This window comes from Natrialba sp. PRR66, from assembly GCF_034808065.1.
Classification (GTDB): Archaea; Halobacteriota; Halobacteria; order Halobacteriales; family Natrialbaceae; genus Natrialba; species Natrialba aegyptia.
The window spans coordinates 444,197-469,634 of the sequence record NZ_JAXHGN010000003.1 but is presented as its reverse complement, the minus strand read 5'-3'; the positions used below and the strand labels follow the sequence as shown (position 1 = coordinate 469,634).

Below are 25,438 nucleotides of genomic sequence, written 5' to 3'. Positions count from 1 at the left end.
GGTACGCCCGACTATCGACGCTCGTTCGAGACGCCGAAGCGAACCGGTAGACGGCCACCTTCGGAACACTTTTATGATTTTAGGCTCACCTAAACCGTGATGACCGACCAACGACGGTGGACGAGACGAACCGTCCTTCGAACCAGTGGTGCAATCGCCGGCGTGGGTGCGATGGCCGGCTGTCTCGATTCCCTCGGACAGAGCGACCAGGAAAACGAATACACGGTGTCGATGCCGCCAGTTGGCGACGTCGAGTTCTCCGGCGTTCCGGAAACGTGGGCCGCCAACAACGGCACCTGGGCCGGCATGGGCGTCGCGCTCGGCCAGGATCCGCCAGAAGCCGTCTACCTCACCGAGCGGTTTCACACGCAACACTACGAGGAGATCCCGGGCCTGAGCGTCGACAAAGAGGATGTCGGGATGGACTCTCTCTGGGGGGACGAACTGACCACGGAGGAGTTTCTGGAACTCAGCGAGGACGTGGACATCTTCATCATGGATCCGAACTTCATCCGCGGTCGAACCGATAACTGGACCGAGGATGACATCGAAACCATCGAAAACACGGGTACGCCCTTCTTCGGCAACAGCATCTTCTCGCGGGGCTACGAGTGGCACGACTATGACTACCTGACGCTGTACGAAGCCTTCGAGTACCTCTCGCAGGTATTCCAGGAGGAAGATCGCTACGAGGCCTTCGAGACCCTCCACGACGAGTTCCAGAACGAACTCGACGATATCGTCCCGCCGGAAGACGAGCGACCGTCGGTCGCCATCATGTGGCCCCAGCCGGCCGAGGAGCCAGAGACGTTCTCGCCGTACCTCATCGACGAGGGGACGAGCTTCAAGCAGTGGCGGGATCTGGGTGTCGAGGACGCGTTCGCAACAACGGATGTCGAGGACTTCCACGCCGGCCGGACCGAAGTCGACTACGAACTGCTCCTCGAGATCGACCCGGACGTGCTGTTGATCCGCGCCCACGAGCAGAAAAGCGCCGACGAGTTCAGCGACACGGTCGTCTCGCACATGGAGAACCACAACGTCGCCAGTGAGCTGACGGCCGTCCAGAACGGCGACGTCTACCGCGGCGGCCCGCTCCATCAGGGGCCGATCGTCAACCTGGTGCTGACCGAACGCGCAGCACAGCAGGTCTACGGCGTCGACGAGGAACTGTTCGACCGCGACCGCGTCGGCGATATCGTCGCCGGCGAACTGTCGTAACGCCGAACTCGAAAGTGGACCGGTGGCCGTCGACGATAAAAACGCAAAAACGGAGACGCTTTTCCGGCGATCGAATTTCAGACCCGATAGTGACCCGTATATGCGGCCGTGTACGGTCCCTCGTTGCCGACGAACGCGTAGTAGTCACCGGACTCCTCGACCTCGACGGTAACAGAGCCCTGTCCGTTCGACTCCTCGGCGCAGACGATCTCGCCATCGGGAGCCATGAGACCGAGACAGAGATCGGAATCGGCGGCATCCCACGAGACGTCCACTGTCAGGGACTCACCTGCAGCCAGCGAGTGCGGACCGTATGCGGTCCCCTCACCCGGATCGATCGTCCCGTCAATGTCGTACGTTGCAGTCGGACCGGCGTCGTCCGCACCGTCTCCGTCGACGGTTGTCACGTCGAACTCGTCGGCTGCGATCGTCCGGGTATCGTTCGTTGGTGGTTCGAGGACCGTCGTTTCGTCGTCGGTCGTGATGGCTATTGATTCATCAGTGGACGCGTTCGTATCAGCATCGATGACCGATATCGATGTTTCCTCGAAGTCGGTCTCGTCGACTCGCTCGATCGTGAACTCGTCATCGGATCCCGTCTCGGCATCGTCCGCACCGACGATCGAAACGTCGGCGTCGATACTATCGCTCGCAACAACACCGCCAACGCTGAGCGCGAGCGTCATCATCGTGACGAGCGCGAGCATCAGCGAGCGTCGATTTCGTTTCATGGTTGTCAATATATTTGAGATCGACCCGAACCGGTACCACAGCAACCCGTGACCAGATCTCGTCACCTACTGCCACTCTCGTCAGTTCCGGACCGACCTCAAATAAGTCTTGGAAGAAACAACATATAAACAATAGTTGGAAAGCCGTTCCGAAACTCGTGCAGAGCAACTGAAACAGCTGTTACACCCGTTACGATGTCGGACTCAGCGAAGGAACACGACCTTTCCCATCCCTCGACGCCGTCTTTCGACGAGATTTTTCCCTTCCAGGCGGTCGAGTTTCCGGCTGACAGTCGCTTTTGAGTGGTCAGTCTGCGCAACGATGAGACGCTGCTCAAGGACGCCATCAGCGTCGGGGATCTGCTCGTAGATGTCTCGTTCCGCTTGAGAAAGCTTCGGTGCGATCGTGTCCCACTCACGGTGTCGTCGTTCGAGGAGTTCGTCGGATATCGTTACTGAACCGGGTTCGTCTTCAACTTCCAATTGTTTTGAAGTCGGCTCCGCGTCGTCTTCCGCTGGAGAGCGCTCCGTTTCTGCCCGCCAGTCGAGAAAGAGGTACGTACTGCATGCACCGAGGACGAACGACGTAACGAGGACGACACCGACATCACGATACGCAAAAAAGCCGGGAAGGCGTGTCGTCTCCGAACTCGATCCGCTAACGGAAACGACGACTGGTGACGGATGTAATAACTGCAGACACAGTAAGAACGCTGCGACAACGAGGGTCGCCGCAACCAATCGGGAACCGAGGCGGAGACGTGTCTTCATTGCTCGTGACTGATGGTTGAGCCGATTATGATTATAAGATTGAGGATTTCACGGTTGTCGCGTTTTGATAGGCAAATATCGCGGATAGAGGCGACATACTGCAGCCATAGCGGGAATGAAACTATCTGAAACAGTCACGAAACACGAGTGAAACGCGTGTGAAACACGTGTGAAATAAATTGTTAAATAGTATTTCGCACAGAGATACAGATCACGCTTCGAGAGCGGACCGGCAGATAATGGACAGAAATACGATTCAGTCGATCCTTCGAGGCCGTTCAGCTCGGATACTGAGTTTGATCTGTGTCGGGATGGTTTTCGCTCTCGTCCTCTCAAGCGCAGGTATCGATGGAACGGCCGATAGAACCCCTGCAGCAGAAGTACACGTGACAGACGAAGCCGTCTCTCTGGAGTCGGAACCGTTCACCGATCCAGTCGATATATACACGATGTCGGACGAGAAAGACGAACGGCTCCGAATTGCCCGCAACGACAGTGGCATCGAGATTACGGTCGAGTCGCCACCGGTCAACCAGTCCGCGTTCGAAGACAAACCAGCGATCTCGAACGAAACGCACGTACAAGAAATCGTTCGAACCAACGAGACCGTTCAGTCACTCATTGCCAACAGTAGCGAATATGATATCTCGACGCGGGTGGCACTCGATCTGTCGTACAGAGAAGGGGAAGAACCCCGATCCGCAGAAAGCGACCAGACAGCATTCGAAGTCACCGCGTCCAGCGAAAACGAAATCCGAATCCGGCAAACGACACCGCCAAATCTCGATACGACAACTGCAACAGTGGTTCTCCAAGAGGAAGGACAGCAAACGACGTATTCGGTTGCGGTCGATGCGGTCAACGAGACAGTGACCGATATTACTGCGACTACTTCGGAGAACGATGGCGCTCGTGGGACAGGGTCAGGATAGCCGGACGTGAACGAATCGGAACGACCGAATCTGATACAGACACCGACGTGCATTCACTTTCTGACGCGCGACGACAACTGCCGGAGTCCGAATCGCTCAAGTACGCCACGCGTGTATCACGTCTCGTGTCGAAGCAGGTCCAGCAGGTCGAAACGATCTTCTGCCACGAAACCGGCGGCGACTATCTCCTCGTCGTCCAACGGGACGGCAAGCGGCTGTTCCGTGCGAAGCTCGGCCTCTCCGAAACGTCGGCCGGCCCTCGCCCCGCCAAGTTCCGTCTCAAAGACGGATCGAGCGAAGAGCCGCGCCAACCCGACGAGTTCATCGAACTCGCACGCCGCGCAAAGCGCATTCGGATCTCCGAGCAGACCTCCCGAGAGGGCCGCCAGGAACTGACCGAGATGCTGTCGGGCTACCAGCTCGCGGACAAAGCCAAGACCGTTCGGACCTGTCGCTACTGCGCCTCCGCCGGGCGCTACTCACCGATTACGACGGAGACGGCGGTCAAAGACGATGCGGACTGGATCTGCCAGGACTGTGCCCGCCGCGAACTCGAGCGCCAACTGTCCTACTCGGGCGGCGGCGAAGTGACGGGGGCAGCGAAGGACCGACTCGAGGACCTCATGCTCGAAGTGCAGGACCTAGATCGGATCGTCAACCTGCTTCAGGGGCGACTCGATCCAGACCTGACGAAGTTCGATACCATCTCGGCGACGACCGACGAGGTCGATCCCGTTCGCGTGGATTCGCTGAACCTGCACCCGGGACTACAGGGGTTGCTCGAGGACCGGTTCGAGACGTTGCTGCCGGTGCAGAGCCTCGCCGTCGAAAACGGTCTCTTCGACGGCGAGGATCAGATGGTCGTCTCGGCGACGGCCACCGGGAAGACCCTCGTCGGCGAGATGGCCGGAATCAACCGCGTTCTCAACGGCAAGGGGAAGATGCTCTTTCTCGTTCCCCTCGTCGCCCTCGCCAACCAGAAACACGAGGACTTCAAAGCGGAGTACGGCGACCTCGTCGACGTCTCCATTCGCGTCGGGGCGAGTCGGATCGCCGACAGCGGCAACCAATTCGACCCCAACGCCGACGTCATCGTCGGCACCTACGAAGGGATCGATCACGCCTTGCGAACGGGCAAGGACATGGGCGACATCGGTACCGTCGTCATCGACGAGGTCCACACCTTAAAAGAGGAGGAGCGCGGCCACCGACTGGACGGGCTGATCTCGCGACTCAAGCACACCTGCGAGCAGCGGGCCCAGCGCCGCGACGACTACCAGGGTGCCCAATGGGTCTACCTCTCTGCAACCGTCGGCAACCCCGAACACCTTGCCGGCGCGCTGGAATCGACGCTCATCGAGTTCGAAGAGCGTCCCGTCCCCATCGAACGCCACGTCACCTTCGCCGACGGCCAGGAGAAAGTCCGCGTCGCAAACAAACTCGTCAAACGCGAGTTCGACACGGAATCCTCCAAGGGATATCGGGGCCAGACGATCATCTTCACGAACTCGCGCCGGCGGTGTCACGAAATCTCCCGAAAGCTCGAGTACTCCTCGGCACCCTATCACGCCGGGCTGGATTACAAGCGCCGGAAAACGGTCGAACGGCAGTTCGGCAACCAGGAACTGTCTGCCGTCGTCACGACCGCCGCGCTCGCGGCAGGGGTCGACTTCCCGGCCTCGCAGGTCGTCTTCGACTCGCTGGCGATGGGCATCGAGTGGCTCTCGGTCCAGGAGTTCCACCAGATGCTCGGCCGCGCCGGCCGCCCGGACTACCACGACAAGGGGACCGTCTACGTCCTCGTCGAACCCGACTGTGCCTACCACAACTCGATGGAGATGTCCGAGGACGAAGTCGCCTTCACACTCCTGAAAGGCGAGATGGAGTCGGTGATGACCCACTACGACGAACGCGCCGCAATCGAGGAGACGCTCGCAAACATCACCGTCGGCGGCAAAGCCGCGAAGGCGCTCAACGACCGCATGCTCGGCGATGTCCCGACGAAACACGCCATCGGCAAACTCCTCCAGTACGAGTTCATCGACGGCTTCGAGCCGACACCGCTCGGGCGCGTCGTCACGGAGCACTTCCTGGCACCGGACGAAGCGTTCACCCTGCTCGACGGCATCCGCAAGGACGCCGCGCCGGCTGAACTCGTGGCGGATATCGAACTTCGCGATGCGGAGTTGTGACGGGGTGAGTTGCGTGGCTGGTCGAGTAGCGTGTCGTTGTGTCGTTTTCAGGTGAAGAGAGTACGGCGGTTTAGGGTTGAGTGTCGAGTGGACAGTGGATAGCGGAAAGCGAAGAGCAGAGGGGGGATAGCAGAGCGGTGCGAAGAGAACGGTGGCGGTCAGCTGTCAGGGGACGAATGCGACCCCGAACACCGACAGGAGCATGACGAGCAGGGCACCTGGGAAGCCGCCGATCGCGACGATGACGAGGACGATCGGCGTAACGGCAACTGGAAGGCCAAACAGTTGCGCGAGGAATAACGCGATGAGTCCAACGACGGCGTTGACGATGAAGGGGCGGACGGTCTGGACAATCGTCGACGCGCCGACAATAACGGCGAGGACGAGGACCAGGAGGAGGATTTCGAGTCCTGTAACCATAGGCGACACTAGCGTGGCAAGGAACAAAACCATTCGGAACGGAACGAAACCCTTTATGGGCTCCACTCAAAAGGGTTGATACGGGATCGTGGGTTAGCCTGGTATACTTCGGGCCTTGGGTGCCCGTGACCCCGGTTCAAATCCGGGCGATCCCATACGGTATATAAGTGAAGCGGCTGGTTTTGCCGCTTTGCGCTCACCGCTCTCACATCGACCAGCCACCGCATTCTGGGGGTGGTCGGGATGTCGGTAGCGTTCCGCCCACACTCTACCAGCGGCTGCTGTCGCCACTGCGGAGCCCACGTCACTGATCGGTTCCGGCGCGTCTTCGGCGACGACCAGGACCGGGCACACCGTTGCGGTGATTGCGATTCGTACGCGCGACTGACCCGCGGGTCTGCAGCTGGCGTCGACGTTCCGGTCCCCGATCCGGAAACCTCACCCGGCCGTCACGGAGGTGAGGCCGATGCGTAAGCCGGCGTTCGTTCCTGCGAGTCGGCTGTACGACCTCGAGAGTCAGACGCCCATCGCCCATCCAGCCCACCAAGCGACCGACGAGGAAGTTCGGCAGGCGATTGAGAACCAGGAGGCCCGAACGGACGGCGGGGTCGATGTAGACGGTACTGTGGTGCCTGCAATGAAGGGGGATCGGGAAAACAGGGACGAAGTCCCTGCCGAAATGACGAAATCTGCGTTTGCAGATGCTGGTGGAATTCGGTCTCGTAGTGGGTTGCAGGGTGCCTACGAGGCCAGTTTGGAATGGGGAATAAACGCCCATAAACAGACTAGCTGTTTACAACTCTTGCCAAAGAGTGAAAACGGAACTACACAACCTGACTCACAATCTGAGAACTCTACGCGAAATGGAGGGGGTTCGCGATGAGCCACCTCGTCGAATCAGCCGAGTGCGAACGGTGCGGTGACCGAATCACCGGGCTTCGACGACTCTGTACGGACTGTACGCGAGCCGTACGTGACGCGCGGGAGGGACCGCTATGAGTTCTCGAGCGTCGGCGCTGGAGAGTTCGAAGGCCAGTGGTGACGCGCTCGAGCGCGGCGATCGTGACCTCGCCGCTGAACTCGAGTACGACGCGAACGGGAATCCGAAGAAGCTCCGTATCGACGTGATTCTCTCACTGCTGAAGCGCGATAGCTTCGAAAACGCCCGCCAGGTCGCACAGGAGGCGATAGATGCCTGGCAGCACTCAGGGAACGATGTAGTGCCGTTCAGTAAGGTATCAATGGTCTGGCGGACACCTGGCGGCGGGAAAGACTGCCACCGCGTGGGTTCGATCGCCGACTGGTAGCGCAGCCCTCGTGAGTGGCAACGCTCTCTCGACACTTCTTTTCAGCAACTCAGTTTGTATTCTATCGGTGACTATCCAGTTCTGGTTGTAGTCCTCGGCTCAAGGCCGGGGCCGGCAGCCTGATCGCGCCGCGCCGCATGCGGGTCGATTTCGCGCTGCGCGCGAAACGCCCCTTGCCGGGTGTCCCCAAGGGGACAGCGCCAAAAAATTACACCGCCCCGTCCCCTGCTCCGCACGCCGAGTTCCAGATGAAGCACTTGAAGCGGGGGTCTGAATTTCGTCATAGGAATTCATCAACAAGGTTTCTATAACTATTCTGGCTAATCTGGGTTAGATGAACTCACTATTCATGTATCTAAGCTAGTCTTTTACAGTGAATTGCTAGACCGCAATTATTAATATTCAGCCACCTTGATAATCAAGGGATGTATTATAAGAATGATTTTGAACCTTTAGAAGGAGCTTTGATTAGAAATAGTGAGGATTATACTTATAGACATCCGAACTATAATCTTGCCAGCACTTATTTGACAAACATACAGAGTTTTCAAGATGTTCATGACGGAGTTATGGAGACATTCAGTGATGAAATTGAAAACGAGCACAAGTCTCAGTTAATGATGGAACTTCGGGGTGTAAATGCTCTCAAAAGCCTATACTGGTTAGTGAAACACCATTGTTACACTGCGGCATATGGTCGAGTTAGGTTCCTTTTGGAGACGTACCTTATTCTTCGCGGGTTGAATAGGGATAAAAAGAGAGCTAAGAAAAAGTATGAAAAAGCAGTTAAGAAGATAAGGAACAGTGAGGAAAGTTCCAATCTTTTCAATACTATATATTTAACTGAATACCTTTCCGGCGTACGGAGGAACGAAAAAGGCGAATTAGGAAAAGTTGATAAATCGTATTCAGATATGTACGATCACTTGAGTAATATCGGGTCACATCCACAATCGATTACATCAATGTCGAACGATGGATCATGGACACATTCTCAGGAAGGAGATTTATTCCGATTTGGTCTAATTTTTGTTTTTGGACTTGCTTCACAATATGTACAAACTTTCTCTAATACTTCTGCTTATATGGACCTCTTCCAGGCTATTGACCCTATTTTCGTATCTGTGAGATTGACTCTTGATTCAGGCGTGCCCACATTTATGAAAGGAGATTTGAAATATCTTTCCCCATCTGAGTATTGGTGAAAATAAATAATTTCGTGGTAATTCCTTATTCAACCAATTCACCTCGGGGTCGCACGGTGACAAGATCAGTTTCCGAATATGCACACGAGTTCAAGCAGGCCGTGTGCATATTCCGTGCCGATCGACGCCGCGAGATAGGATTCTTCTCTGGTGGGCCGACAGGTTCGGCCGAGTTTGGGCCGATATGGGCCGTTCAGTGAGTCGAAAAAACTAGGATTTTGGGGGTCGTGTGTACGAGTATGCGAATCCGAACCGATGGCGATCATGCGTATCGACGAGACGCTATCGAACGCGCAGCAGACTTCTACGACTGTAACAAGACCAAGGCGGTCGTAAGTGCCTGCGATGACGCGCCGCATTTCGTCCAGGCGGTTCGACAGGTGCTCGCCCGTGATGATCTGACGCTCGAGCAGCGCCGGGAGATCGCCGAGGCGTTATCGACGAGAGCAGTGAATTTCGAGGTCAACACCGAGATCGTCGTCAACACCGAATAGACTACGTCGAGGGTGTCATATGACGGTTCGCATATCCATCCTATGACTACCCAACAAACGGTAAATACAGATGGGCGACGTATCGCAATACAATATGACTCATACGTCAACTGTCAAAAACAGCGCGCAACATTCAGAGGACAGCACGACAGTTCCGTTTGTTACACCAGAGCTACTTCGGACCGGCGTCCCGACTCCGGTCAGGCAGCCACCGACCGAAGCTGCTTGAGGCGCACCTCAAGCGGGGGATGCATCGCACGAAAACCACCCGGATCGCCGTCTCCGTCGAGTGTCGGCAGGACGTTGACTGCGCTTCGCGACCGAGTGTGACGGAGGTCCATCGCTGGTCGTCGCGAGCGACGCTCAGCGAGGCGCTCGAGAGCCGACGCGAGCGTGCCCGGATTGCCGGTTGCCTCGACTGCAGCTCGATCCGCAGCGAGTTCACGGCCGCGAGAGAACACCCCCAGACCGACGAGCGCGACGGCCATGAGCGTCCAGCCGAATGGATCGAATTGCCACTTCTCGTCCTCGTCGTTCTCGTAGACGAACTCGGCGGCGAACAGCGGGACGAGTAGCCACGAGGTCAACTGCAGATCGTCGTTCCCCACATGTGCAAACTCGTGGGCGAGCACGGCCTCGATTTCCGTCTTCGAGAGCGTTCTGACGAGTCCTCTTGAAACCACCACGAACGGCGTCCCCTGCCGTCGAATGGCGACGACGGGATCAGTCGGTCCGTACGTCGTGTACGCAAGTGGTTCATCCGACGGATGTAGTCGGACCTCGGGCGTAACGACACCAAACTGTATGCCAAGTCGCGTCGCCGTAGCCTCGAGTTTCCGGGCCGTTTCGGCGTCGACTGCGTCGGCGCTAACAGTTTCCTCGAGCAGATGCTGTCGCTCTCGCCTGATTGTGTGGCCGATGACGAGTGCAAAGCAGGGGAGGGAAAGGACGGAGCCGGCGGCGAGCGCCCACAGGAATCGCGTCTCAGTGAACTCTAGCAGCCCGAGTTGCATCGGGAGGACTATGAGGAACGCTGCAACGAAGACCGTGACCGTATATGCGCTCACGAGCAACGCCCCGACAGTGATAACGGCCGCGAGAATGGCACGGACGGCCAGACCGATTGGTCCTGTCAGTCGCATATCAGGCCATCACCCGGCGAAGCAAAAAACAGTTCGACTCCTAATCGTTCTCGTCGGTGGAAGTACTACTGCTCTCAGTCTGTGCCGCATATGCGCCCTGTCTTCATCACGACTTCTCGAAGAGAGTCACTGATTGATAGGAATCTCGGCGGTCAATAAGCAGGTGTAGGGAGCAGTCTATTCAGTCCAGAAGGGACGAAAGGAAACGTGTGCGAATCGCTCTATGACTCCTCCAGTGATCCCCTATCGATGTTTGGAACTCCAACACACGTTGTGTTTGAATCACCAGCAACCTTTTGCAACCAGCGGTGGAATCATGGAGTATGAGCCTCACTACCGACGACTTCGCTGAGTTCATGGCCGGTGATCCGGAGGACGACGAAGAGGTTCCGCTGGGGGACGCCCTCAACGAGTTAGCCGTTGACGTTGAAGTGGACGCTGTCGAAGAAGTACGGGACGTTCGCGAGCGGTTATGAAGCTCTTTCTCGATACAAACGTCATTGTTCTGCTGTTACAAAGGACACCGAGCGGTCCGATACCGCCGTCCGTGCACTCAACGAGTTCGATGAGACCTATACATCTGTATTGAATCTCATGGAACTCCGAACCGTGCTCACGAAAAAGAAGAAGATCGAACGGGACCGTGTCGATCAAATCGAGCAGCGAATTAGTTCGCGAGCGACGGTTACGTTCCCCGATGCGTCGGATATGGTTGCGGCAAATCAATTGCAAGAGGAAACCCTTCTGTACCCGATGGACGCGATTGTTCTTGCCGCAGCGAACGCCATCGATGCGACACTCGTCTCGTTCGATGGCGAACTGCGAGAGCACAGGGCAAAACAACCACAAGAAATCGTCTAAAGAGCTGGAGATACCGGTTAGAAAATAGAGTCGATAGAGATTTTGGCCTGCTGGGTCCCACGGTGATCACCGCCGCCGTGTCAGCGAAGTAGGTATACCGAGAACGACGCCAGGACGAAGATCGGCGCGAGCACGCTGTCTGTCGCGTCAATACCGTCTTCCCGACGAATCGTGTCAGTAACGTACTTCTGTGGTAGGCTGAGTATCATACTTCCCCGCGTGGAACCTCCCTGCACGAAAACCTCAGCAAAACCGTGGTACAGCCTTGGTGACACCTTGGTATCGCCGATAGTCACCAACCTTATACGAAGGCGGGTTGCCCGCCGGATATGGTACTGAACAAACTCCGAAAACTCGATCAGAACTCGCTCGGTGTAACGCTTCCAAAGGACGATCTTCGTGTTGAGGGACTGCTCGATGAGAATGGCGACCTACGAGACGAGCACCACATCCACATTCGCCATGTCGCCGAGGGCGAATGGATACTTGAAATAATTGGAAAATGAATTGGGAATATGTCGTTATAATAGCGAAAGAAGATAATATGCCTGTTGTACCTTCACTTGATAATGAGTGGTACAGTTTTGATGAATTTTAGATGTTATGGGGCCGTTCCTTCCTCACTATTTAGGATAGTGTCTGTTGGGTTGTGAATGATTGTTATTTCATAATCGTCTCCAGATGAAATTTCACTGCCGTCAAGAGCCTCAATATCGAGAGAGTCACCAACAGTGAATGTATCTCCGGTGTCAAAGTTGGGCATTTCCACGTCACCACTAGAGAAGCCATTATTTGCGTCTAACGTAACTTCTCCACTGTCTGACTCGAGTTGAACTTCAACTTCATCTGCTTCAACTTCGTCACCACCTTCATGATTGAAGGTACCAAGTACCTCAACACTACCACTACTACCATCCCACGCAGCATTTGATTCATATCCAATCTGACTATTTGGTGTAGAATCACCAATGCTGTCACCCATATCCAGCACGAACGCTGCAATCACAGCCGCGAGAATGACGGTAATTGCAACCATCAGAATAACTCCGATAACGGGCGATACGGCGCGCTCTTCTTCGTTGCCAATCAGCTTGGCGCGGTATTTTGTAAGATCCATTGTTTGCTTTGGTTTCGTTTGCGCACCCACCAACGGTGAGAAGACTTATTCCAGATACCCTGGTAGGCGTCCAGTGACGTTCGAGGGGGTTGGAAATCGCAGCCTCGATCGTCGTCTTCTCGTCGTCTTCCGGTGCTGATAGCAACCAGTGGAGTACCGGTATATATAACTAATCGATAGTGTACTCTTTCGGGTCACATCAGGTACTCCATGAGTTTCAGATCTGATAATCAAGGCCGTGAAGAGAGCTTACAGCACTCCCTTGAACCCACGCCGTCTTGCATTCTCACATCTGATAGTGTCGACGGCAAGAATTTTGTCGATTTACTCAAACTACCATCCATGGAGTGGGACCAGCCGGTGATCGACGAGCGCGACCTTGCGCGCACCTACGATGGGGGTGCGTATGCCGATCCGTGGACCGTCGTTCTCGACTACCAGGCGGTTATGCGCTACGCGAGTCACCACCCAGACAACGGTTCCTATGCGATCTCGACGGCACTCGATATCCCACGGTCGCGAGTTCGCCCATGGACCGAGAACAAGAGTAAGCCAGACCCGGTTCGAGGAATCGAAACTGCCCGGGACTACGGGTGGCTCGACGCAACGTACCAAGATACCGAGTTCACGATACTGAACACGCTCGTCGCGAATATCTTCTCGGGTGGGTCGATCGATGCTGAACGGTACCAGCCGTGGTTTGCGCTCAATCACCGCCACCGGCGCTCGCACGTGATCGACGTGCTTGAGGAAACTAGACTGGGATTCGAGTTCTACCACGACGATGATGCGGGCCGCGCAACAGAGGTTCGGCCAACGGAGGATGCGACTGTACTCGGCCGAACGCTCGCCGTGTTGGGCGCGCCGCTCGGTTCGAAGACCGAAATTGAGGATCTAACGCTTCCGTGGTATCTCGAGGAAGCCCCATACGAGACACGCGAAATGTTCGTCCTCGCCTATCTTGCAAACCGAGCGATCCACCATCGAGACAAGGATACGGTCCATATTCAGGAAGAACGCCCGCAGTCCTATCTCGACGAGCTGGCTGTGCTTATCGAAGACGTTTCGAAAGAAGCGGTGACCGTAGGTGAACAACAGGTGACGATCTCGGCCGCCGCTGCGCGCTCACTTGGGCTACAGCCGCGGTATCGAACGCCGGCAACGACATCGGAATAGCGGGTCAGTGGAGCGATGACGAGAACAGCCCGAGTACGATTAGACTCCAGCCGACGAGCCCGATCCCGTAGAAGAGAAGTCGCACCCGAACTGAGAGGTTCGGGGATGACCCCGGCCAGAGATCCATATCGTCCCCCATCAGGTGTAACCCTGAATCGTCATTGTATCCCGACCCTCCGGCAGGGGCCTGTGCAGCAGCGCCACCGCCGAGTGCGACGAACAGAACCCCGAGAGCAGCCAGTCCGATGATGTACGGCCCGGAATAGGTGAGAGCGTACACGAGCCCAACGGTCAGAAGCCCCAATACGCCGGTATCCATCACCAGTGGTTTCAATAACCGAGTTAGATCCATAGTCACAAGTGTCAATAATTGTTGAAAATGTTATCAACTTTTCTGTGTCAGCGATAAATTTGCAGGACTAGTAAGTGGTCAGTCCACCGTAAAAGAGAGTGGAACCAACACTCTGGATAGTGTGGAAAGTTCGACTACGAATTGATCAGAGATTTGTTTGGAGTGGCGAGGGTGTCATAGAACGGTTCACATACCATCTCCGCGACTCCCCGACGAGAGATAAGTACACGTGAGCGTGTCATCGAACAGTACCCATACCCTCTCTATGACTACCCGACAAACAAGAGTACAATATGCCCACAAATCGATCGGTTCAGGAAGTATAGCCCGGTGTGAGGCCATAGCTTCGATTTGATATAGACTTTTAATGCTAGACACTATATCGGGAATAATGTCTAACCAGCCCTCCAATAGCGATTCACTCAAATCACGTCTTCTGTTCTTCATCGCTGGAATAGTCGTCGTAGTTCTACTGTCTACATTGGATAGTGGCGGAACATGGGTCGTTCTCGCCGGTATTATCGCCTTCATCTTATTTGGTGAGACTTATCTGTCTCTTACAGGTAATCAGTCATCCAGTCAATAAGCAAGTGTAGTGAACGGATGGTTCGCTCCAGATTGGGTGAAAAGAACGCCATGCGGACTGTTCTATGCCATCCTCACAGGGGCAAACGTATCGCTTCATACGGCAAATTGCATACTAATCCCTAATGGCAGAAATTCCGAACAGATATCAACTGGTAGACTCAATTTCGAATTATGCGTGATGAAGACGCCACCTGGATTGTGTTCTACTTAAACTCAATACGTTCTGCTGTAGCCTCTATGACGACTGCCGTCTTGGCCTTTTTATTTGTTTATGTAGGTTCTGATGATATTGGTTTGCTTCTCATTGTTGTCAGTATAGTTCTTCTCATCCATTCCTTCGCTCCTGCATCGCCAAACTCGTAGGTGCTCAATTTGTAGACCTATTTAGCGGGCAATTTACCATAAAAGATAGATGAAATAAACATCCTGGATAGTATGGAAAGTTCGACTATGAATTGATCAGATTTCTCCTGTAGCCTGTCTGCAGAAGAGAGTTCATATGAATCCATTGTTCTTAACTCTCAGACGGAGAGACTATATTTCATGGGTATTCTACTTCAAATTGCTGCGGTCGTATCAGTAGTACTCGGGTTGGCCTATATTGCTGTCCCACAAACGATGCATCGTTTTGACTTACGATACCTCCGTGGCAACTCGTCTAAACTATCTAAAAAAGAAGTCTGGCTCTATCGTTTGGTTGGAATGGCACTTATTGTGTTAATGTTGTCACGGCTGTCCTTCTAGATCTCGGTGTCGAGTTCACCTGCGAGATACGCGCGCCCGTGATCAGTGATCCGATACAGTCCCTCGTCGACGCGATCGACGAGTTCGGCGTCGCGCAATTTTCCGAGCTGCGTGCTCAGGTAGTGCCGCGAGTAGTCGGTGTTGACCGCAAGAACTCGGGGTGAGAGGATCAGGCCGCTGTCTGAGAGGGTTTCGAGAATGCGGTCATCAGCCTGCGTCATCCACGAAAGAGTCACACCCACGCGAGCAAGTGCCCTTCGGCGAGGTCGCCGCACCACGTTCGAACCGGTTCGATCGCTTGGCATCAGGATCGCGGTGTTCCGCGAGAGGTGACGGCGGAACGGGTGAACGCTTCGCAGGACGTTATCGATCGGTACTACGACAAGGCGACCAAGCGCGAGCGGATGGAGCTTCGGCGGCGTCCGCACCTCGAAAAGCTCGAAATCGAATGAGAGACATGACGACGAAATTCAGCAGTTCGATCGCGGTACAGCCCGGCAAAAATCGTCCTAGTACCTATCCGGGCGATCCCATATTGTTGTCGTGAACAAATTCATGAGCGACAGTCATTAAAACCGATCGTACGACGGCTGTGCGGCGGTGTGAGAATCGTTGTGGTCGGTGCTATAGTCGGCAGTTCACGGAGCCGTCTTCAGGGATAGTTACGGGTTTGCGGTCGCCGCGTGATCACTGTGGACGATCGGTTACTGCTGGTAACGAAAACGAGAACGTCGATCCGTCGCCGGGTGTAGAATCAACCCAAATTTCGCCGCCGTGGCGTTCGACAATCCGCTTACAGAGGGCGAGCCCGATTCCCGTCCCTGACGTTTCTTCATGGGTGTGGAGCCGCTGGAACACGTCGAAGATACGATCTTGATCCGCGGGATCGATTCCGATGCCGGTATCTCGAACCGAGATGACCCACTCGTCAGCATCGCGTTTCGCGGAAATACTGATCCGGGGCGGCTCGTCGCCGCTATACTCGATCGCGTTCGAAAGCAGGTTCTGGAAGAGTTGTCGTAACTGTCTCTTATCGCCCACAGTGCGCGGTAGTTCCTCGGTTTCGATAGTGGTGCCAGTCTCGGCGAGTTGGAGTTCGAGATCCTTTCGAACGGTCGCAAGCACCTCGTCGAGAGCAACGGGTTCGAGCGATTCGCCCCGCGTATCGACGCGTGAGTATTCGAGTAATCCCTCGATCATCGCTCGCATTCGTTCCGAGCCGTCGATCGCGTAGCCAAGAAATTCGTCGGCGTCCTCGTCGAGTTCACTCCCGTAGCGACGCTCGATAAGTTGCAGATAGCTCGATACCATTCGGAGCGGCTCTTGAAGGTCGTGGGAGGCCGCGTACGCGAACTGTTCGAGCCGTTCGTTCGATGCCTCGAGTTGCGCCTGGGTTCGTTCGAGAAGGCGGTTTTGCTGTTCGAGCCGATAGGCGTGTGTTTTCGCCTGTGCAGCGTAGGTCCCGACGCCGTATCCGGCGACAGAACTGAATCCAGTGAGGATGAGAACGGATCGGACCGGGTTAGAGATCGCCGGACCGGGCTGGAGGTTGTAGAGCACGAGAATGGCGAGCATCACCCCGATGCCGACGAGACACCAGCCCGCAATAGTGGCGTAGAATCGCGGGTGAATGTCAGTCCGGGGCAATCGATACCCGCCGCCGAGAAGGACGATGCCGGGCCCGGCGATGAAACTGGAGACGATGAGGATGCTCGAGAGGGACAGTTCCTGGGCAACCGGCAGGGATACCCAGATTCCGGCAAGTGCGAGGTACAGGCCACCGAGCACGATAATTACGGTTCTCCCACTGGTAACGGATCTCAAGCGATCCCATGGGAGCATAATGATACGTGTGGATTGACGGTGATTATAGCCCTTGTGTGTTAATCGGATGTTACCTGTTCGGTGTCGGTTCGAACGCTCGTCGGAAAGGGCCGTCGTGGAATGCGATCGAGAGACGACCGCGGGAAACGGACTGACCAATGTGACTCGTGTGCGCAGAAAGGGAGACAGGAAGGCGGTTCTGTGCGGTTGCGTACCCGTACCGACGGGGACTCCTGCAAGCCGAACGACTACCCCCGCCCACAGTACACGCGACACGCATGACGGCTCGTCGAACTCGCGTTCGGACCGCGCTTAAACGATGGCTCGTCAACGGTGTCGCCGTGACGATTCCACTCGTGATGACGCTCGTTATCTTGCTCGTCGTCGATTTCGTCCGCAGCGTTCTCTCGCCCGTCGTCGACGGAATCATTTACACGCTCCCGAACGATCCACCGACTGCAGTCGTTCAACTTGTCACGCTTACGTCGCTGGTTGCCTTCTTCCTCCTCGTCGGTATTATCGTGGACTACACCCCCGGACGATACATCTCGAAACGAGTTCACGCCACGATGGAAACCGTTCCCGGCATCAGCACCGTCTACGAGAGCGTCCGCCGGGCCAGTCGGCTGTTGCTCGACGACGAGACGGGCCAGTTCAAGGACGTGAAACTCGTCAAGTTCCCTCACAGAGACGCCTACACGCTCGCCTTTCTCACCGCAACGACGCCATCCGCGATCGAAGATCAACTCGACAGCGGCGCGATGGTGACGGTCATGGTTCCGCTCGGACCAAATCCGACGACGAACGGCTTTGTCATGCACATGCCTGCGAAACACGTCTACGACGTGGATATCACCGTCGAAGAGGCCATTCGATCCATCGCGACGCTAGGCGTTGCCTCCAACGAAATCGGAACCGAGGTGGAGACCGAACCGTCCACCCCCTCCGAATCACCGGTTTAATAGGGAAACAGATAGACGGCAGAGAACCATCGACACCCGCTATCATCCGATCTTCGCACCGCACGTCAGCCACAGTGAGACTCACCGCTACCAGTTTCGATCTGCTTTGCAACCATTTATACCCGAAGGCAGCCCTACCACAGTGTAATGGCGCAAGCGGGAAATTCTGAACTCGTCGACGCATTCGAGCAGTTCTTCCGCAACTACTACGACAACGAGATCAAGCAGCTTGCGCAGCAGTATCCCAACGAACAGCGGTCGCTTCACATCGACTGGCAGGATCTCTACCGATTCGATCCCGATTTGGCCGACGACGTCTTAGCCCAACCGGAGCAACTCCAGCGCTACGCCGAGGAAGCGCTTCGCCTCTACGACCTCCCGATCGACGTCAGCCTTGGCCAGGCCCACGTCCGCATCAAAAACCTGCCCGAGACGGAGACCCCCGAAATACGCGAGATCCGCGCCCGCGACATGAACTCGCTCGTGGAGGTCCACGGCATCGTCCGCAAGGCGACGGACGTCCGCCCGAAGATCGAAGAGGCAGCCTTCGAATGCCAGCTCTGTGGCACCCTCAGCCGCGTTCCCCAATCGAGCGGTGACTTCCAGGAACCCCACGAGTGCCAGGGCTGCGAGCGACAGGGACCGTTCAAGGTTAACTTCGACCAGTCCGAGTTCGTCGACTCCCAGAAGCTTCGGATTCAGGAGAGTCCCGAAGGGCTCCGCGGTGGTGAGACGCCACAGTCACTCGACATACACGTCGAGGACGATATCACCGGCGAGGTAACGCCCGGCGACCACGTCTCTGCAACCGGGGTATTGCGACTCGAACAGCAGAGCAATCAGGGCGAGAAGACGCCGGTGTTCGATTTCTACATGGAGGGGATGTCCGTCGACATCGACGAAGAACAGTTCGAGGACATGGACATCACCGACGAGGACAAGAAGGAAATCTACGAGATTTCGAACCAGGAGGAGGTCTACGAGCAGATGGTCGCCTCCATCGCGCCCTCCATCTACGGCTACGAGCAGGAAAAACTCGCGATGACACTCCAGTTGTTCTCCGGCGTCACGAAGCACTTACCCGACGGGTCGCGGATCCGCGGGGACCTGCACATGCTGCTGATCGGCGATCCGGGTACCGGTAAGTGTGTTCGCGGGGACACGAAGGTAACGCTCACAGACGGACGAGACGTGCCGATCCGCGAACTCGTCGAATCGAATCTCGACAATCCGAAGCCAATCGACGACGGCTGGTGGGACGAGGTTGACTTCGACGTCCCGTCTTTGCAGGACGATGGCACAGTCGCATCACAACGTGCGACGAAGGTCTGGAAGCGCGAAGCACCCGAGCAGATGTATCGAATTCGGACCTCGAGTGGGCGTGAACTCGAAGTAACGCCGTCACATCCGCTGTTCGTACAGCAAGATGGGAGATTCGAGCCAACCGTTGCAGACGATCTCACAGAAGGGCAGTTTGTGGCTGCACCCCGATGTATCGAGACAGAAGGAAACGATGTGCTTGACGTTACGTTCCGACGTTCACAGTCTCGAAATGCGGTTCAACTCGAGTTACCAGAAAAATGGACGCCGTCACTGGCTCGACTAATCGGATACATCATTGCAAAAGGGTATGTCGAACAACGAGACAACAATACGGGATTCGTTTCAGTTACAAATAACGACCAAGAAGTACTGGACGATGCAACGAACGCGTTAGAAAGCCTCGGTCTCAACGTGACGGAGCGGGACCCGCACGAGGCTAAAGAGGCGCGTGAAGTGCTCTGTTCAGCGGGAGAGTTCGTAAGCTTCCTCAAGACCCTCGAACCGTGTATTCTTGAGTCGTCCGCTAAGCAACGTGTTCCGGATGCTATTTTCGCAGCCACCGACCGGACGAAATCGGAGTTCCTGAAATCGTTTATCGAAGGCGAAGGCCATGTTTCTGAATCCCAGCGAGAGATAACTGTCGCTTCAACAAGTCGTAATCTTCTCGAAGATATTCGAACGTTGTTGCTAGCCGTCGGTATCCGCTCACAGATTCATGAGCGACACAACGACAGCTATCGACTCAGAATAAGTGGCGATGCATTTGCAAAGTACGTGACTGAGATTGGATTCGTGACGCAGCGAAAACGACAAGCTGCTGAGCAGTACGCCGATACAAAAGGGAATACCAATCTTGCCATCGTTCCCGATATCGGTTCTGAACTTCGACAGATTCGAGAATCTCTCTCGCTCACACAGGCAGAATGCGGTCTTCCGCGATCAACGTATCAAAACTACGAACGAGAGTCAAAAAACCCGAGTCGGACCGGTCTTCGAACGGTTCTTACTGCTTTCAAAGATGCTTTGCCGGCGAAAGGAACTCGAAGTGAAGATGTTGCCGTCCCTGATGGAGGTTCTGTACGAGCAAGCATCAATGCTCTAGAAAAGTACGTCGATGGGGACGTTTGTTGGGACCGAATCGAGTCTATCGACAGTATCGAACCTACCTACGAGTGGGTATACGATCTCGAAATCGACGGGACCCACAACTACGTCTCGAACGGCATCATCTCGCACAACTCACAGATGATCGGCTACATCCAGAACATTGCGCCCCGCTCCGTCTACACCTCCGGGAAAGGCTCATCCTCCGCCGGCCTCACGGCCGCAGCCGTCAGAGACGACTTCGGCGACGGCCAGCAGTGGACACTCGAAGCCGGCGCACTCGTCCTCGCCGATCAGGGCATTGCAGCCGTTGACGAACTCGATAAGATGCGCTCGGAAGACAGGAGTGCCATGCACGAGGCCTTAGAGCAGCAGAAAATCTCTGTCTCGAAGGCCGGCATCAACGCCACCCTCAAATCCCGCTGCTCGCTCCTCGGGGCGGCCAACCCCAAGTACGGTCGCTTCGATCAGTACGAACCCATCAGCGAACAGATCGACCTCGAACCGGCACTCATCTCGCGGTTCGACCTCATCTTCACCGTCACGGACACCCCCGACGAGGAGAAAGACCGCAACCTCGCAGAGCACATCCTCACCACCAACTACGCCGGCGAACTGACCACCCAGCGCGAACAGATGACCAACCTCGACGTCAGCCAGGGTGAACTCGAGGAGATGACCGAGCAGGTCGATCCGGAAATCGACGCTGAACTCCTCCGGAAGTACATCGCGTACGCCAAGCAGAACTGTCACCCGCGGATGACCGAGGAAGCTCGCGAGGCGATCCGAGACTTCTACGTCAACCTTCGTTCGAAGGGGACCGACGAAGACGCGGCCGTCCCCGTCACGGCGCGAAAACTCGAGGCACTGGTCCGCCTCTCGGAGGCGAGTGCACGAGTTCGGCTGTCGGATACCGTCGAGCAGTCGGATGCGGAGCGGGTGATCGAGATCGTTCGCTCGTGTCTCCAGGACGTGGGGGTGGACCCGGAGACGGGCGAGTTCGATGCGGACATCGTCGAGGCGGGGACATCGAAGTCCCAACGCGATCGGATCAAGAATCTCAAGCAACTCATCAGCGATATCGAGGAGGAATACGACGAGGGTGCGCCGGTCGATATCGTCATGGAGCGGGCCGAAGAGATCGGACTGGATCAATCGAAGGCGGAGCACGAGATCGAGAAGCTAAAGCAGAAAGGAGAGGTGTACGAGCCGAGTATGGACACGTTGCGAACGACGTAATAGTCCCACGAGCCGGAATGCGGCGGCAGCGCTCGAGACGGTCGAAAGAACACGAGGTCGGGCGGACGAGCGAGGAGGACGAGGCGGGACCGATCAGGAGTCAGCAGAAAGCGAGCGGAGTTCAGTGAGTGTCGAGCGGATCGTTACCGTTGCGACATCGGCGACTTCGGCAGCGGCGGTTTGCGTGATCGATTCGGTGTGCGGACAGTCACAAGCAGCCTTGTAGAGGCAGGCAGCGGCGACGCCGCTTGGATTGCGGCCGCCGATGCGGTTGGCGGTGACGAGGGCATCCAGGTGCTCGCGAGCGCGACGCTCGACGGCTGTGTCGAGATCGAGGTTCGAGGCGAAACGCGGGAGGTATTGACCGGGATCGATCGGGCCAGTTGGAAGGCCAAGATCACGGTTAAGCGCGTCGTATGCGGCTTTAAGTTCCGCCTCGGTGGCGGCGGCGATGGTGACGACTTCGTCGATCGTTCGGGGGAGCGATCGAACCCGACAACTCGCATAGACGCAGGCAGCCGCAAAGCCTTCGATGGACCGGCCTTGCAGGAGATTTTCGGACTGGGCGGAGTCGAACAGCGCACAGGCCTGTTCACGGAGGCAGTCGGGAAGGGAGAGTCGTGCCGTAATCCGTTTGATTTCGGTGAAGCCGAGAACCTGGTTGTACTCGGCTTTCGACGAGATTGTGGCTCGAGTGTGTTCACGGCGGAGGCGCGAGAGTTGTCGCCGTTTCCGACCGGTAATGCGGGTACTATGGTCGGAGACCGAGTCAGTACCGTAGCCGATCTTCGTCGACAGACCGCGATCGTGTCGAGAACGGGTCAGCGGCGCACCGGTTCGACGACGGTCGGTGTCGTCGTCCGCAAACGAGCGCCACTCGGGACCGCGATCGATCGGGTCTTCGCCGAGAACGAGTCCACAGTCCTCACAGACGGTTTCGGTAGCTGTCAGTCGGAGGAACCCACCACACTCCGGACAGGTCGGAGACGAATCGGATTGTGCCATCGGTAAGTAATCTTCATATTGTGTTGAGTGGTCGGGACTATTTAAAATAATCGAAGTATAGAAAAACAAGAGAGTTTGTAGCGGAACGGAACAGGTTTTCGAGAAAGAGGAGAGGTTAAAAAAGAGCGCTGAACGGCCACCGGTTTTGACAGACAACGGGTCGTTTTATGCATCTGTTCAGTGGAGTGGACGGACAGAATCAGGGATCGAGATGAGAGGAACACAGGCGAGACGGCATCAGTCCCCGCACACGCCGAGATCAGGACGGTGGCTGCCACACGTTGGATCGATGACGTTGCGACACGGACTGTTCGTGAATTGGCCGATCGATCCCGAGCGGATTCGGCCCCACGTTCCGTCCGAGTTGACGGTCGACACCCGGGACGGCACGGCGTGGCTTAGCGTGCTCCCGTTCGTGCTCACGAACGTCGGTTTCCGCGGGACGCCGGCGAGTACGCGAGTCGCGTTTGCGGAACTCAACGTTCGGACGTACGTGACGTACCGCGGTGATCCGGGGCTGTACTTTTTCAGCGTCGATGTCGGCCAGCACCTCCTCGCAAGCGTCGCCGGATTGCTCACTCGACTCCCGGTTTTCCCCGCGGAGATGCACGTCAGTGGCGGCAGTGAGGGCATTCGGTTTTCGAGTCGGCGACTGCAAGCATCCAGTTGGCAGCGACGATTTCAGGACGCGATCGGATCTGAGCGGAAACCCGAGGCAACGAGAGGGGCGAACGCGAATGTGGATGCGAGTGCGGATGGTGATACGGAACCGCCCTGGTTCGCCGCGACCTATCGCCCAACGGGACCGATCGCGACTCCCGATTCGGGAACACTCAAACACTGGCTGACCGAACGGCGGCGGTTCTATGCGCCGAATCGCGACAGTGTGCTGGTCGGCGAAGTCGCACACGATCCGTGGCCGCTCCAGCCGGCCGAGGTGACCATCACCGAGAATACGATACTCGACGCGCTCGGGTTGGCACCGACGCGCGATGAACCACTCGTCTACTACTGCGACGAACTCGAGATGACGGGCTCGATTCCACGCCGACGCTGAACGGGGCCGGTGATAAGAGAACCAGATGCCAGAATTCCGCCGGTAGAACCTGTATTGTGGGCGGGTATGCTACTCGGTAGACGTATTTGTAGCGGCATTGAGTGGTTCCTGCCGAGATCGATAGATATGTTACTATCATCCGAGATAATTATTATGGCACACAATCGATGGCACTCTCAGAGACAGACACAGCCTCCGGGAATCAGAACTCGTTCGTGTACGTAGTTGCGGGGTTAGCTGCGCTCAACGGCCTTCTATTCGGGTTCGATACCGGCGTGATTTCCGGTGCAATGCTGTACATCAAGGACACGTTCGACATAACGGTGTTATTCGGCCAGTCGATCCACCCGTCTCTCGTCGAAGGGGTGATCGTTAGCGGCGCGATGGTCGGAGCGATCGTCGGTGCCGCACTCGGCGGCCGACTGGCGGATCGACTCGGACGGCGGCGGCTCATCCTGATCGGGGCCGTCGTGTTCTTCGTCGGTTCGCTCATCATGGCAATTGCGCCGACCACTGAGGTACTGATCGTCGGTCGTATCCTCGACGGCGTTGGCGTCGGCTTCGCCTCCGTTGTCGGACCGCTGTATATCTCGGAGATCGCACCGCCGAAGATCCGCGGGTCGCTAGTGGCGTTAAACCAACTGACGATTACGAGCGGAATCCTCATCGCCTATATCGTGAACTACGCGTTCTCGAGCGGCGGCGAGTGGCGCTGGATGCTCGGGCTCGGGATGGTCCCCGCAGCGATCCTGTTCATCGGTATGCTGTTCATGCCCGAGAGCCCGCGCTGGCTCTACGAACACGGCGACGAGGAGACCGCCCGCGACGTGCTCTCGCGGATTCGAACCGAAGGCCAGATCGACGCCGAGTTGCGCGAAATCACCGAAACGATCCAGAGCGAAACCGGGGGCCTGCGCGATCTGTTCCAACCGTGGATCGTTCCGATGCTCGTCGTCGGCAGCGGACTGGCGATATTCCAGCAGGTGACCGGGATCAACGCGGTCATGTACTACGCCCCACGGATCCTCGAGTCGACCGGGTTCGGAGATACGAACTCGATCCTCGCAACCGTCGCAATCGGTGTCGTCAACGTCATCATGACCGCCGTCGCGGTGGCGTTGATCGACCGAACCGGTCGCCGACCGCTGCTTCTAACCGGGCTCGCCGGAATGACGGCGACGCTCGGCATCGCCGGCCTCGTCTACTATCTGCCCGGCCTCTCGGGCGGACTCGGTGTGCTCGCGACCGGCAGCCTGATGCTGTACGTGGCGTTTTTCGCCATCGGTCTCGGGCCGGCGTTCTGGCTGCTCATTTCGGAGATCTATCCGATGGAGGTTCGCGGCATCGCGATGGGCGTCGTGACGGTACTCAACTGGGCCGCAAACCTGCTCGTCTCGCTCACGTTCCTCCGTCTCGTCGACATCATCAGCGAATCCGGAACCTTCTGGCTGTACGGCATCCTCTCGCTCATCGCCCTCGTCTTCTGTTACCGGCTCGTTCCGGAAACGAAGGGGCGTTCGCTCGAGGAAATCGAGGCCGACCTCCGGAATACCGCCATCGGAACCGATCCGGGCGAAACAGACCGGACCGACGCCGTTCAAACGGACGACTGACGGCCACCGACGCTAGACGAGAGGGACAGACGACAACCGAAACCGAACCGAACTGATC

24 protein-coding genes, 1 tRNA gene and 2 pseudogenes are annotated in these 25,438 nt (G+C 56.6%); 17 read left to right on the top strand and 10 right to left on the bottom strand.

Annotated elements, in window-relative coordinates:
- Positions 1-99: 99 nt before the first annotated feature.
- Entirely contained in the window at positions 100-1,221 is a 1,122-nt protein-coding gene (locus SM755_RS12775; protein WP_323172994.1) for an ABC transporter substrate-binding protein, read from the top strand.
- 77 nt (positions 1,222-1,298) lie between these two features.
- Here SM755_RS12775 and SM755_RS12770 read toward each other — a convergent pair whose 3' ends face one another.
- Together SM755_RS12770 and SM755_RS12765 are read right to left on the bottom strand one after the other, a co-directional pair.
- Positions 1,299-1,952 (bottom strand): hypothetical protein, encoded by a 654-nt coding sequence (locus SM755_RS12770; protein WP_049903394.1) that lies wholly within the window; start codon positions 1,950-1,952, stop codon positions 1,299-1,301.
- Between the two features lie 204 nt (positions 1,953-2,156).
- Entirely contained in the window at positions 2,157-2,723 is a 567-nt protein-coding gene (locus SM755_RS12765; protein WP_323172993.1) for a MarR family transcriptional regulator, read from the bottom strand.
- A gap of 386 nt (positions 2,724-3,109) precedes the next feature.
- Here SM755_RS12765 and SM755_RS12760 point away from each other — a divergent pair, with 386 nt between their 5' ends.
- Together SM755_RS12760 and SM755_RS12755 are read left to right on the top strand one after the other, a co-directional pair.
- Positions 3,110-3,655 (top strand): hypothetical protein, encoded by a 546-nt coding sequence (locus SM755_RS12760; protein ID WP_323172992.1) that lies wholly within the window; start codon positions 3,110-3,112, stop codon positions 3,653-3,655.
- Between the two features lie 125 nt (positions 3,656-3,780).
- On the top strand, positions 3,781-5,847 hold the full coding sequence (locus SM755_RS12755; RefSeq protein ID WP_323172991.1) for a DEAD/DEAH box helicase: 2,067 nt from the start codon (positions 3,781-3,783) through the stop codon (positions 5,845-5,847).
- 165 nt (positions 5,848-6,012) lie between these two features.
- Here the strand turns inward: SM755_RS12755 and SM755_RS12750 are convergent, their stop codons facing one another.
- Positions 6,013-6,267 carry a pro-sigmaK processing inhibitor BofA family protein gene (locus SM755_RS12750; protein WP_006826727.1) on the bottom strand — a complete coding sequence of 85 codons (255 nt, stop codon included), beginning with the start codon at positions 6,265-6,267 and terminating at the stop codon, positions 6,013-6,015.
- 82 nt (positions 6,268-6,349) lie between these two features.
- Here SM755_RS12750 and SM755_RS12745 point away from each other — a divergent pair.
- The 5 genes from SM755_RS12745 (at position 6,350) to SM755_RS12725 (ending at position 9,273) form a co-directional block, all read left to right on the top strand.
- Positions 6,350-6,422: transfer RNA gene (locus SM755_RS12745), tRNA-Pro, on the top strand.
- A gap of 88 nt (positions 6,423-6,510) precedes the next feature.
- Complete coding sequence (locus tag SM755_RS12740; protein ID WP_323172990.1) at positions 6,511-6,741, top strand: hypothetical protein; 231 nt, start codon at positions 6,511-6,513, stop codon at positions 6,739-6,741.
- Positions 6,742-7,262: 521 nt separating this feature from the next.
- Positions 7,263-7,574: a hypothetical protein gene (locus SM755_RS12735; RefSeq protein ID WP_323172989.1), complete on the top strand. Its 312-nt coding sequence runs from the start codon at positions 7,263-7,265 to the stop codon at positions 7,572-7,574.
- 425 nt (positions 7,575-7,999) lie between these two features.
- The gene (locus SM755_RS12730; protein WP_323172988.1) at positions 8,000-8,779 is read left to right on the top strand and encodes a DUF5677 domain-containing protein; all 780 of its coding nucleotides are present in this window, start codon (positions 8,000-8,002) and stop codon (positions 8,777-8,779) included.
- 239 nt (positions 8,780-9,018) lie between these two features.
- Positions 9,019-9,273 carry a hypothetical protein gene (locus tag SM755_RS12725; RefSeq protein WP_323172987.1) on the top strand — a complete coding sequence of 85 codons (255 nt, stop codon included), beginning with the start codon at positions 9,019-9,021 and terminating at the stop codon, positions 9,271-9,273.
- 200 nt (positions 9,274-9,473) lie between these two features.
- Here SM755_RS12725 and SM755_RS12720 read toward each other — a convergent pair whose 3' ends face one another.
- Positions 9,474-10,415, bottom strand: a complete 942-nt coding sequence (locus SM755_RS12720; RefSeq protein WP_323172986.1) for a M48 family metalloprotease — start codon at positions 10,413-10,415, stop codon at positions 9,474-9,476.
- Positions 10,416-10,738: 323 nt separating this feature from the next.
- Here SM755_RS12720 and SM755_RS12715 point away from each other — a divergent pair, with 323 nt between their 5' ends.
- Positions 10,739-10,891 carry a hypothetical protein gene (locus tag SM755_RS12715; protein ID WP_006665045.1) on the top strand — a complete coding sequence of 51 codons (153 nt, stop codon included), beginning with the start codon at positions 10,739-10,741 and terminating at the stop codon, positions 10,889-10,891.
- A pseudogene (locus SM755_RS12710) lies at positions 10,888-11,276 on the top strand (type II toxin-antitoxin system VapC family toxin). The gene SM755_RS12715 and the pseudogene SM755_RS12710 overlap by 4 nt, the downstream one beginning before the upstream one ends.
- A gap of 80 nt (positions 11,277-11,356) precedes the next feature.
- On the opposite strand, the gene SM755_RS12705 reads toward SM755_RS12710, so the two are convergent.
- A complete protein-coding gene (locus tag SM755_RS12705) occupies positions 11,357-11,485 on the bottom strand; it encodes a hypothetical protein (protein WP_323173240.1) in 129 nt (42 codons plus the stop codon).
- Between the two features lie 120 nt (positions 11,486-11,605).
- On the opposite strand from SM755_RS12705, the gene SM755_RS12700 reads away from it, so the two are divergent.
- Entirely contained in the window at positions 11,606-11,782 is a 177-nt protein-coding gene (locus tag SM755_RS12700) for a hypothetical protein (protein WP_323172984.1), read from the top strand.
- 95 nt (positions 11,783-11,877) lie between these two features.
- Here the strand turns inward: SM755_RS12700 and SM755_RS12695 are convergent, their stop codons facing one another.
- Entirely contained in the window at positions 11,878-12,393 is a 516-nt protein-coding gene (locus tag SM755_RS12695) for a type IV pilin (RefSeq protein ID WP_323172983.1), read from the bottom strand.
- Positions 12,394-12,735: 342 nt separating this feature from the next.
- On the opposite strand from SM755_RS12695, the gene SM755_RS12690 reads away from it, so the two are divergent.
- On the top strand, positions 12,736-13,569 hold the full coding sequence (locus tag SM755_RS12690; RefSeq protein WP_323172982.1) for a hypothetical protein: 834 nt from the start codon (positions 12,736-12,738) through the stop codon (positions 13,567-13,569).
- A 4-nt stretch (positions 13,570-13,573) separates the two neighbouring features.
- Here the strand turns inward: SM755_RS12690 and SM755_RS12685 are convergent, their stop codons facing one another.
- Entirely contained in the window at positions 13,574-13,888 is a 315-nt protein-coding gene (locus SM755_RS12685) for a hypothetical protein (RefSeq protein ID WP_323172981.1), read from the bottom strand.
- 1,361 nt (positions 13,889-15,249) lie between these two features.
- The gene (locus tag SM755_RS12680; protein ID WP_323172980.1) at positions 15,250-15,474 is read right to left on the bottom strand and encodes a MarR family transcriptional regulator; all 225 of its coding nucleotides are present in this window, start codon (positions 15,472-15,474) and stop codon (positions 15,250-15,252) included.
- Between the two features lie 9 nt (positions 15,475-15,483).
- Here SM755_RS12680 and SM755_RS24380 point away from each other — a divergent pair.
- A pseudogene (locus SM755_RS24380) lies at positions 15,484-15,705 on the top strand (site-specific integrase); the annotation flags it as partial.
- A 235-nt stretch (positions 15,706-15,940) separates the two neighbouring features.
- Here the strand turns inward: SM755_RS24380 and SM755_RS12670 are convergent.
- Positions 15,941-17,095, bottom strand: a complete 1,155-nt coding sequence (locus SM755_RS12670) for an ATP-binding protein (RefSeq protein ID WP_323172978.1) — start codon at positions 17,093-17,095, stop codon at positions 15,941-15,943.
- Positions 17,096-17,355: 260 nt separating this feature from the next.
- Between SM755_RS12670 and SM755_RS12665 the strand changes: the two genes are divergently transcribed.
- The gene (locus SM755_RS12665) at positions 17,356-18,039 is read left to right on the top strand and encodes a DUF502 domain-containing protein (protein WP_323172977.1); all 684 of its coding nucleotides are present in this window, start codon (positions 17,356-17,358) and stop codon (positions 18,037-18,039) included.
- Between the two features lie 147 nt (positions 18,040-18,186).
- A complete protein-coding gene (locus tag SM755_RS12660) occupies positions 18,187-21,705 on the top strand; it encodes an LAGLIDADG family homing endonuclease (RefSeq protein WP_323172976.1) in 3,519 nt (1,172 codons plus the stop codon).
- Positions 21,706-21,798: 93 nt separating this feature from the next.
- On the opposite strand, the gene SM755_RS12655 is transcribed toward SM755_RS12660, so the two are convergent.
- Complete coding sequence (locus tag SM755_RS12655; protein ID WP_323172975.1) at positions 21,799-22,710, bottom strand: transcription initiation factor IIB family protein; 912 nt, start codon at positions 22,708-22,710, stop codon at positions 21,799-21,801.
- A gap of 289 nt (positions 22,711-22,999) precedes the next feature.
- Between SM755_RS12655 and SM755_RS12650 the strand changes: the two genes are divergently transcribed.
- Together SM755_RS12650 and SM755_RS12645 are read left to right on the top strand one after the other, a co-directional pair.
- Entirely contained in the window at positions 23,000-23,767 is a 768-nt protein-coding gene (locus SM755_RS12650) for a DUF2071 domain-containing protein (protein WP_323172974.1), read from the top strand.
- Positions 23,768-23,934: 167 nt separating this feature from the next.
- Positions 23,935-25,380 carry a sugar porter family MFS transporter gene (locus SM755_RS12645; RefSeq protein ID WP_323172973.1) on the top strand — a complete coding sequence of 482 codons (1,446 nt, stop codon included), beginning with the start codon at positions 23,935-23,937 and terminating at the stop codon, positions 25,378-25,380.
- The last annotated feature ends 58 nt before the right edge of the window (positions 25,381-25,438 follow it).

Bases quoted from the DNA above. Each gene is read 5' to 3' on its own strand.
- SM755_RS12685 (WP_323172981.1), bottom strand. From the start codon at position 13,888: ATGGATACCGGCGTATTGGGGCTTCTGACCGTTGGGCTCGTGTACGCT.
- SM755_RS12730 (WP_323172988.1), top strand. From the start codon at position 8,000: ATGTATTATAAGAATGATTTTGAACCTTTAGAAGGAGCTTTGATTAGA.
- SM755_RS12750 (WP_006826727.1), bottom strand. From the start codon at position 6,267: ATGGTTACAGGACTCGAAATCCTCCTCCTGGTCCTCGTCCTCGCCGTT.
- SM755_RS12665 (WP_323172977.1), top strand. From the start codon at position 17,356: ATGACGGCTCGTCGAACTCGCGTTCGGACCGCGCTTAAACGATGGCTC.
- SM755_RS12720 (WP_323172986.1), bottom strand. From the start codon at position 10,415: ATGCGACTGACAGGACCAATCGGTCTGGCCGTCCGTGCCATTCTCGCG.
- SM755_RS12770 (WP_049903394.1), bottom strand. From the start codon at position 1,952: ATGAAACGAAATCGACGCTCGCTGATGCTCGCGCTCGTCACGATGATG.
- SM755_RS12650 (WP_323172974.1), top strand. From the start codon at position 23,000: ATGACGTTGCGACACGGACTGTTCGTGAATTGGCCGATCGATCCCGAG.
- SM755_RS12775 (WP_323172994.1), top strand. From the start codon at position 100: ATGACCGACCAACGACGGTGGACGAGACGAACCGTCCTTCGAACCAGT.
- SM755_RS12725 (WP_323172987.1), top strand. From the start codon at position 9,019: ATGCGAATCCGAACCGATGGCGATCATGCGTATCGACGAGACGCTATC.
- SM755_RS12700 (WP_323172984.1), top strand. From the start codon at position 11,606: ATGGTACTGAACAAACTCCGAAAACTCGATCAGAACTCGCTCGGTGTA.
- SM755_RS12705 (WP_323173240.1), bottom strand. From the start codon at position 11,485: ATGATACTCAGCCTACCACAGAAGTACGTTACTGACACGATTCGTCGG.
- SM755_RS12740 (WP_323172990.1), top strand. From the start codon at position 6,511: ATGTCGGTAGCGTTCCGCCCACACTCTACCAGCGGCTGCTGTCGCCAC.
- SM755_RS12735 (WP_323172989.1), top strand. From the start codon at position 7,263: ATGAGTTCTCGAGCGTCGGCGCTGGAGAGTTCGAAGGCCAGTGGTGAC.
- SM755_RS12645 (WP_323172973.1), top strand. From the start codon at position 23,935: ATGGCACTCTCAGAGACAGACACAGCCTCCGGGAATCAGAACTCGTTC.
- SM755_RS12695 (WP_323172983.1), bottom strand. From the start codon at position 12,393: ATGGATCTTACAAAATACCGCGCCAAGCTGATTGGCAACGAAGAAGAG.
- SM755_RS12680 (WP_323172980.1), bottom strand. From the start codon at position 15,474: ATGACGCAGGCTGATGACCGCATTCTCGAAACCCTCTCAGACAGCGGC.
- SM755_RS12765 (WP_323172993.1), bottom strand. From the start codon at position 2,723: ATGAAGACACGTCTCCGCCTCGGTTCCCGATTGGTTGCGGCGACCCTC.
- SM755_RS12670 (WP_323172978.1), bottom strand. From the start codon at position 17,095: ATGCTCCCATGGGATCGCTTGAGATCCGTTACCAGTGGGAGAACCGTA.
- SM755_RS12715 (WP_006665045.1), top strand. From the start codon at position 10,739: ATGAGCCTCACTACCGACGACTTCGCTGAGTTCATGGCCGGTGATCCG.
- SM755_RS12660 (WP_323172976.1), top strand. From the start codon at position 18,187: ATGGCGCAAGCGGGAAATTCTGAACTCGTCGACGCATTCGAGCAGTTC.
- SM755_RS12690 (WP_323172982.1), top strand. From the start codon at position 12,736: ATGGAGTGGGACCAGCCGGTGATCGACGAGCGCGACCTTGCGCGCACC.
- SM755_RS12655 (WP_323172975.1), bottom strand. From the start codon at position 22,710: ATGGCACAATCCGATTCGTCTCCGACCTGTCCGGAGTGTGGTGGGTTC.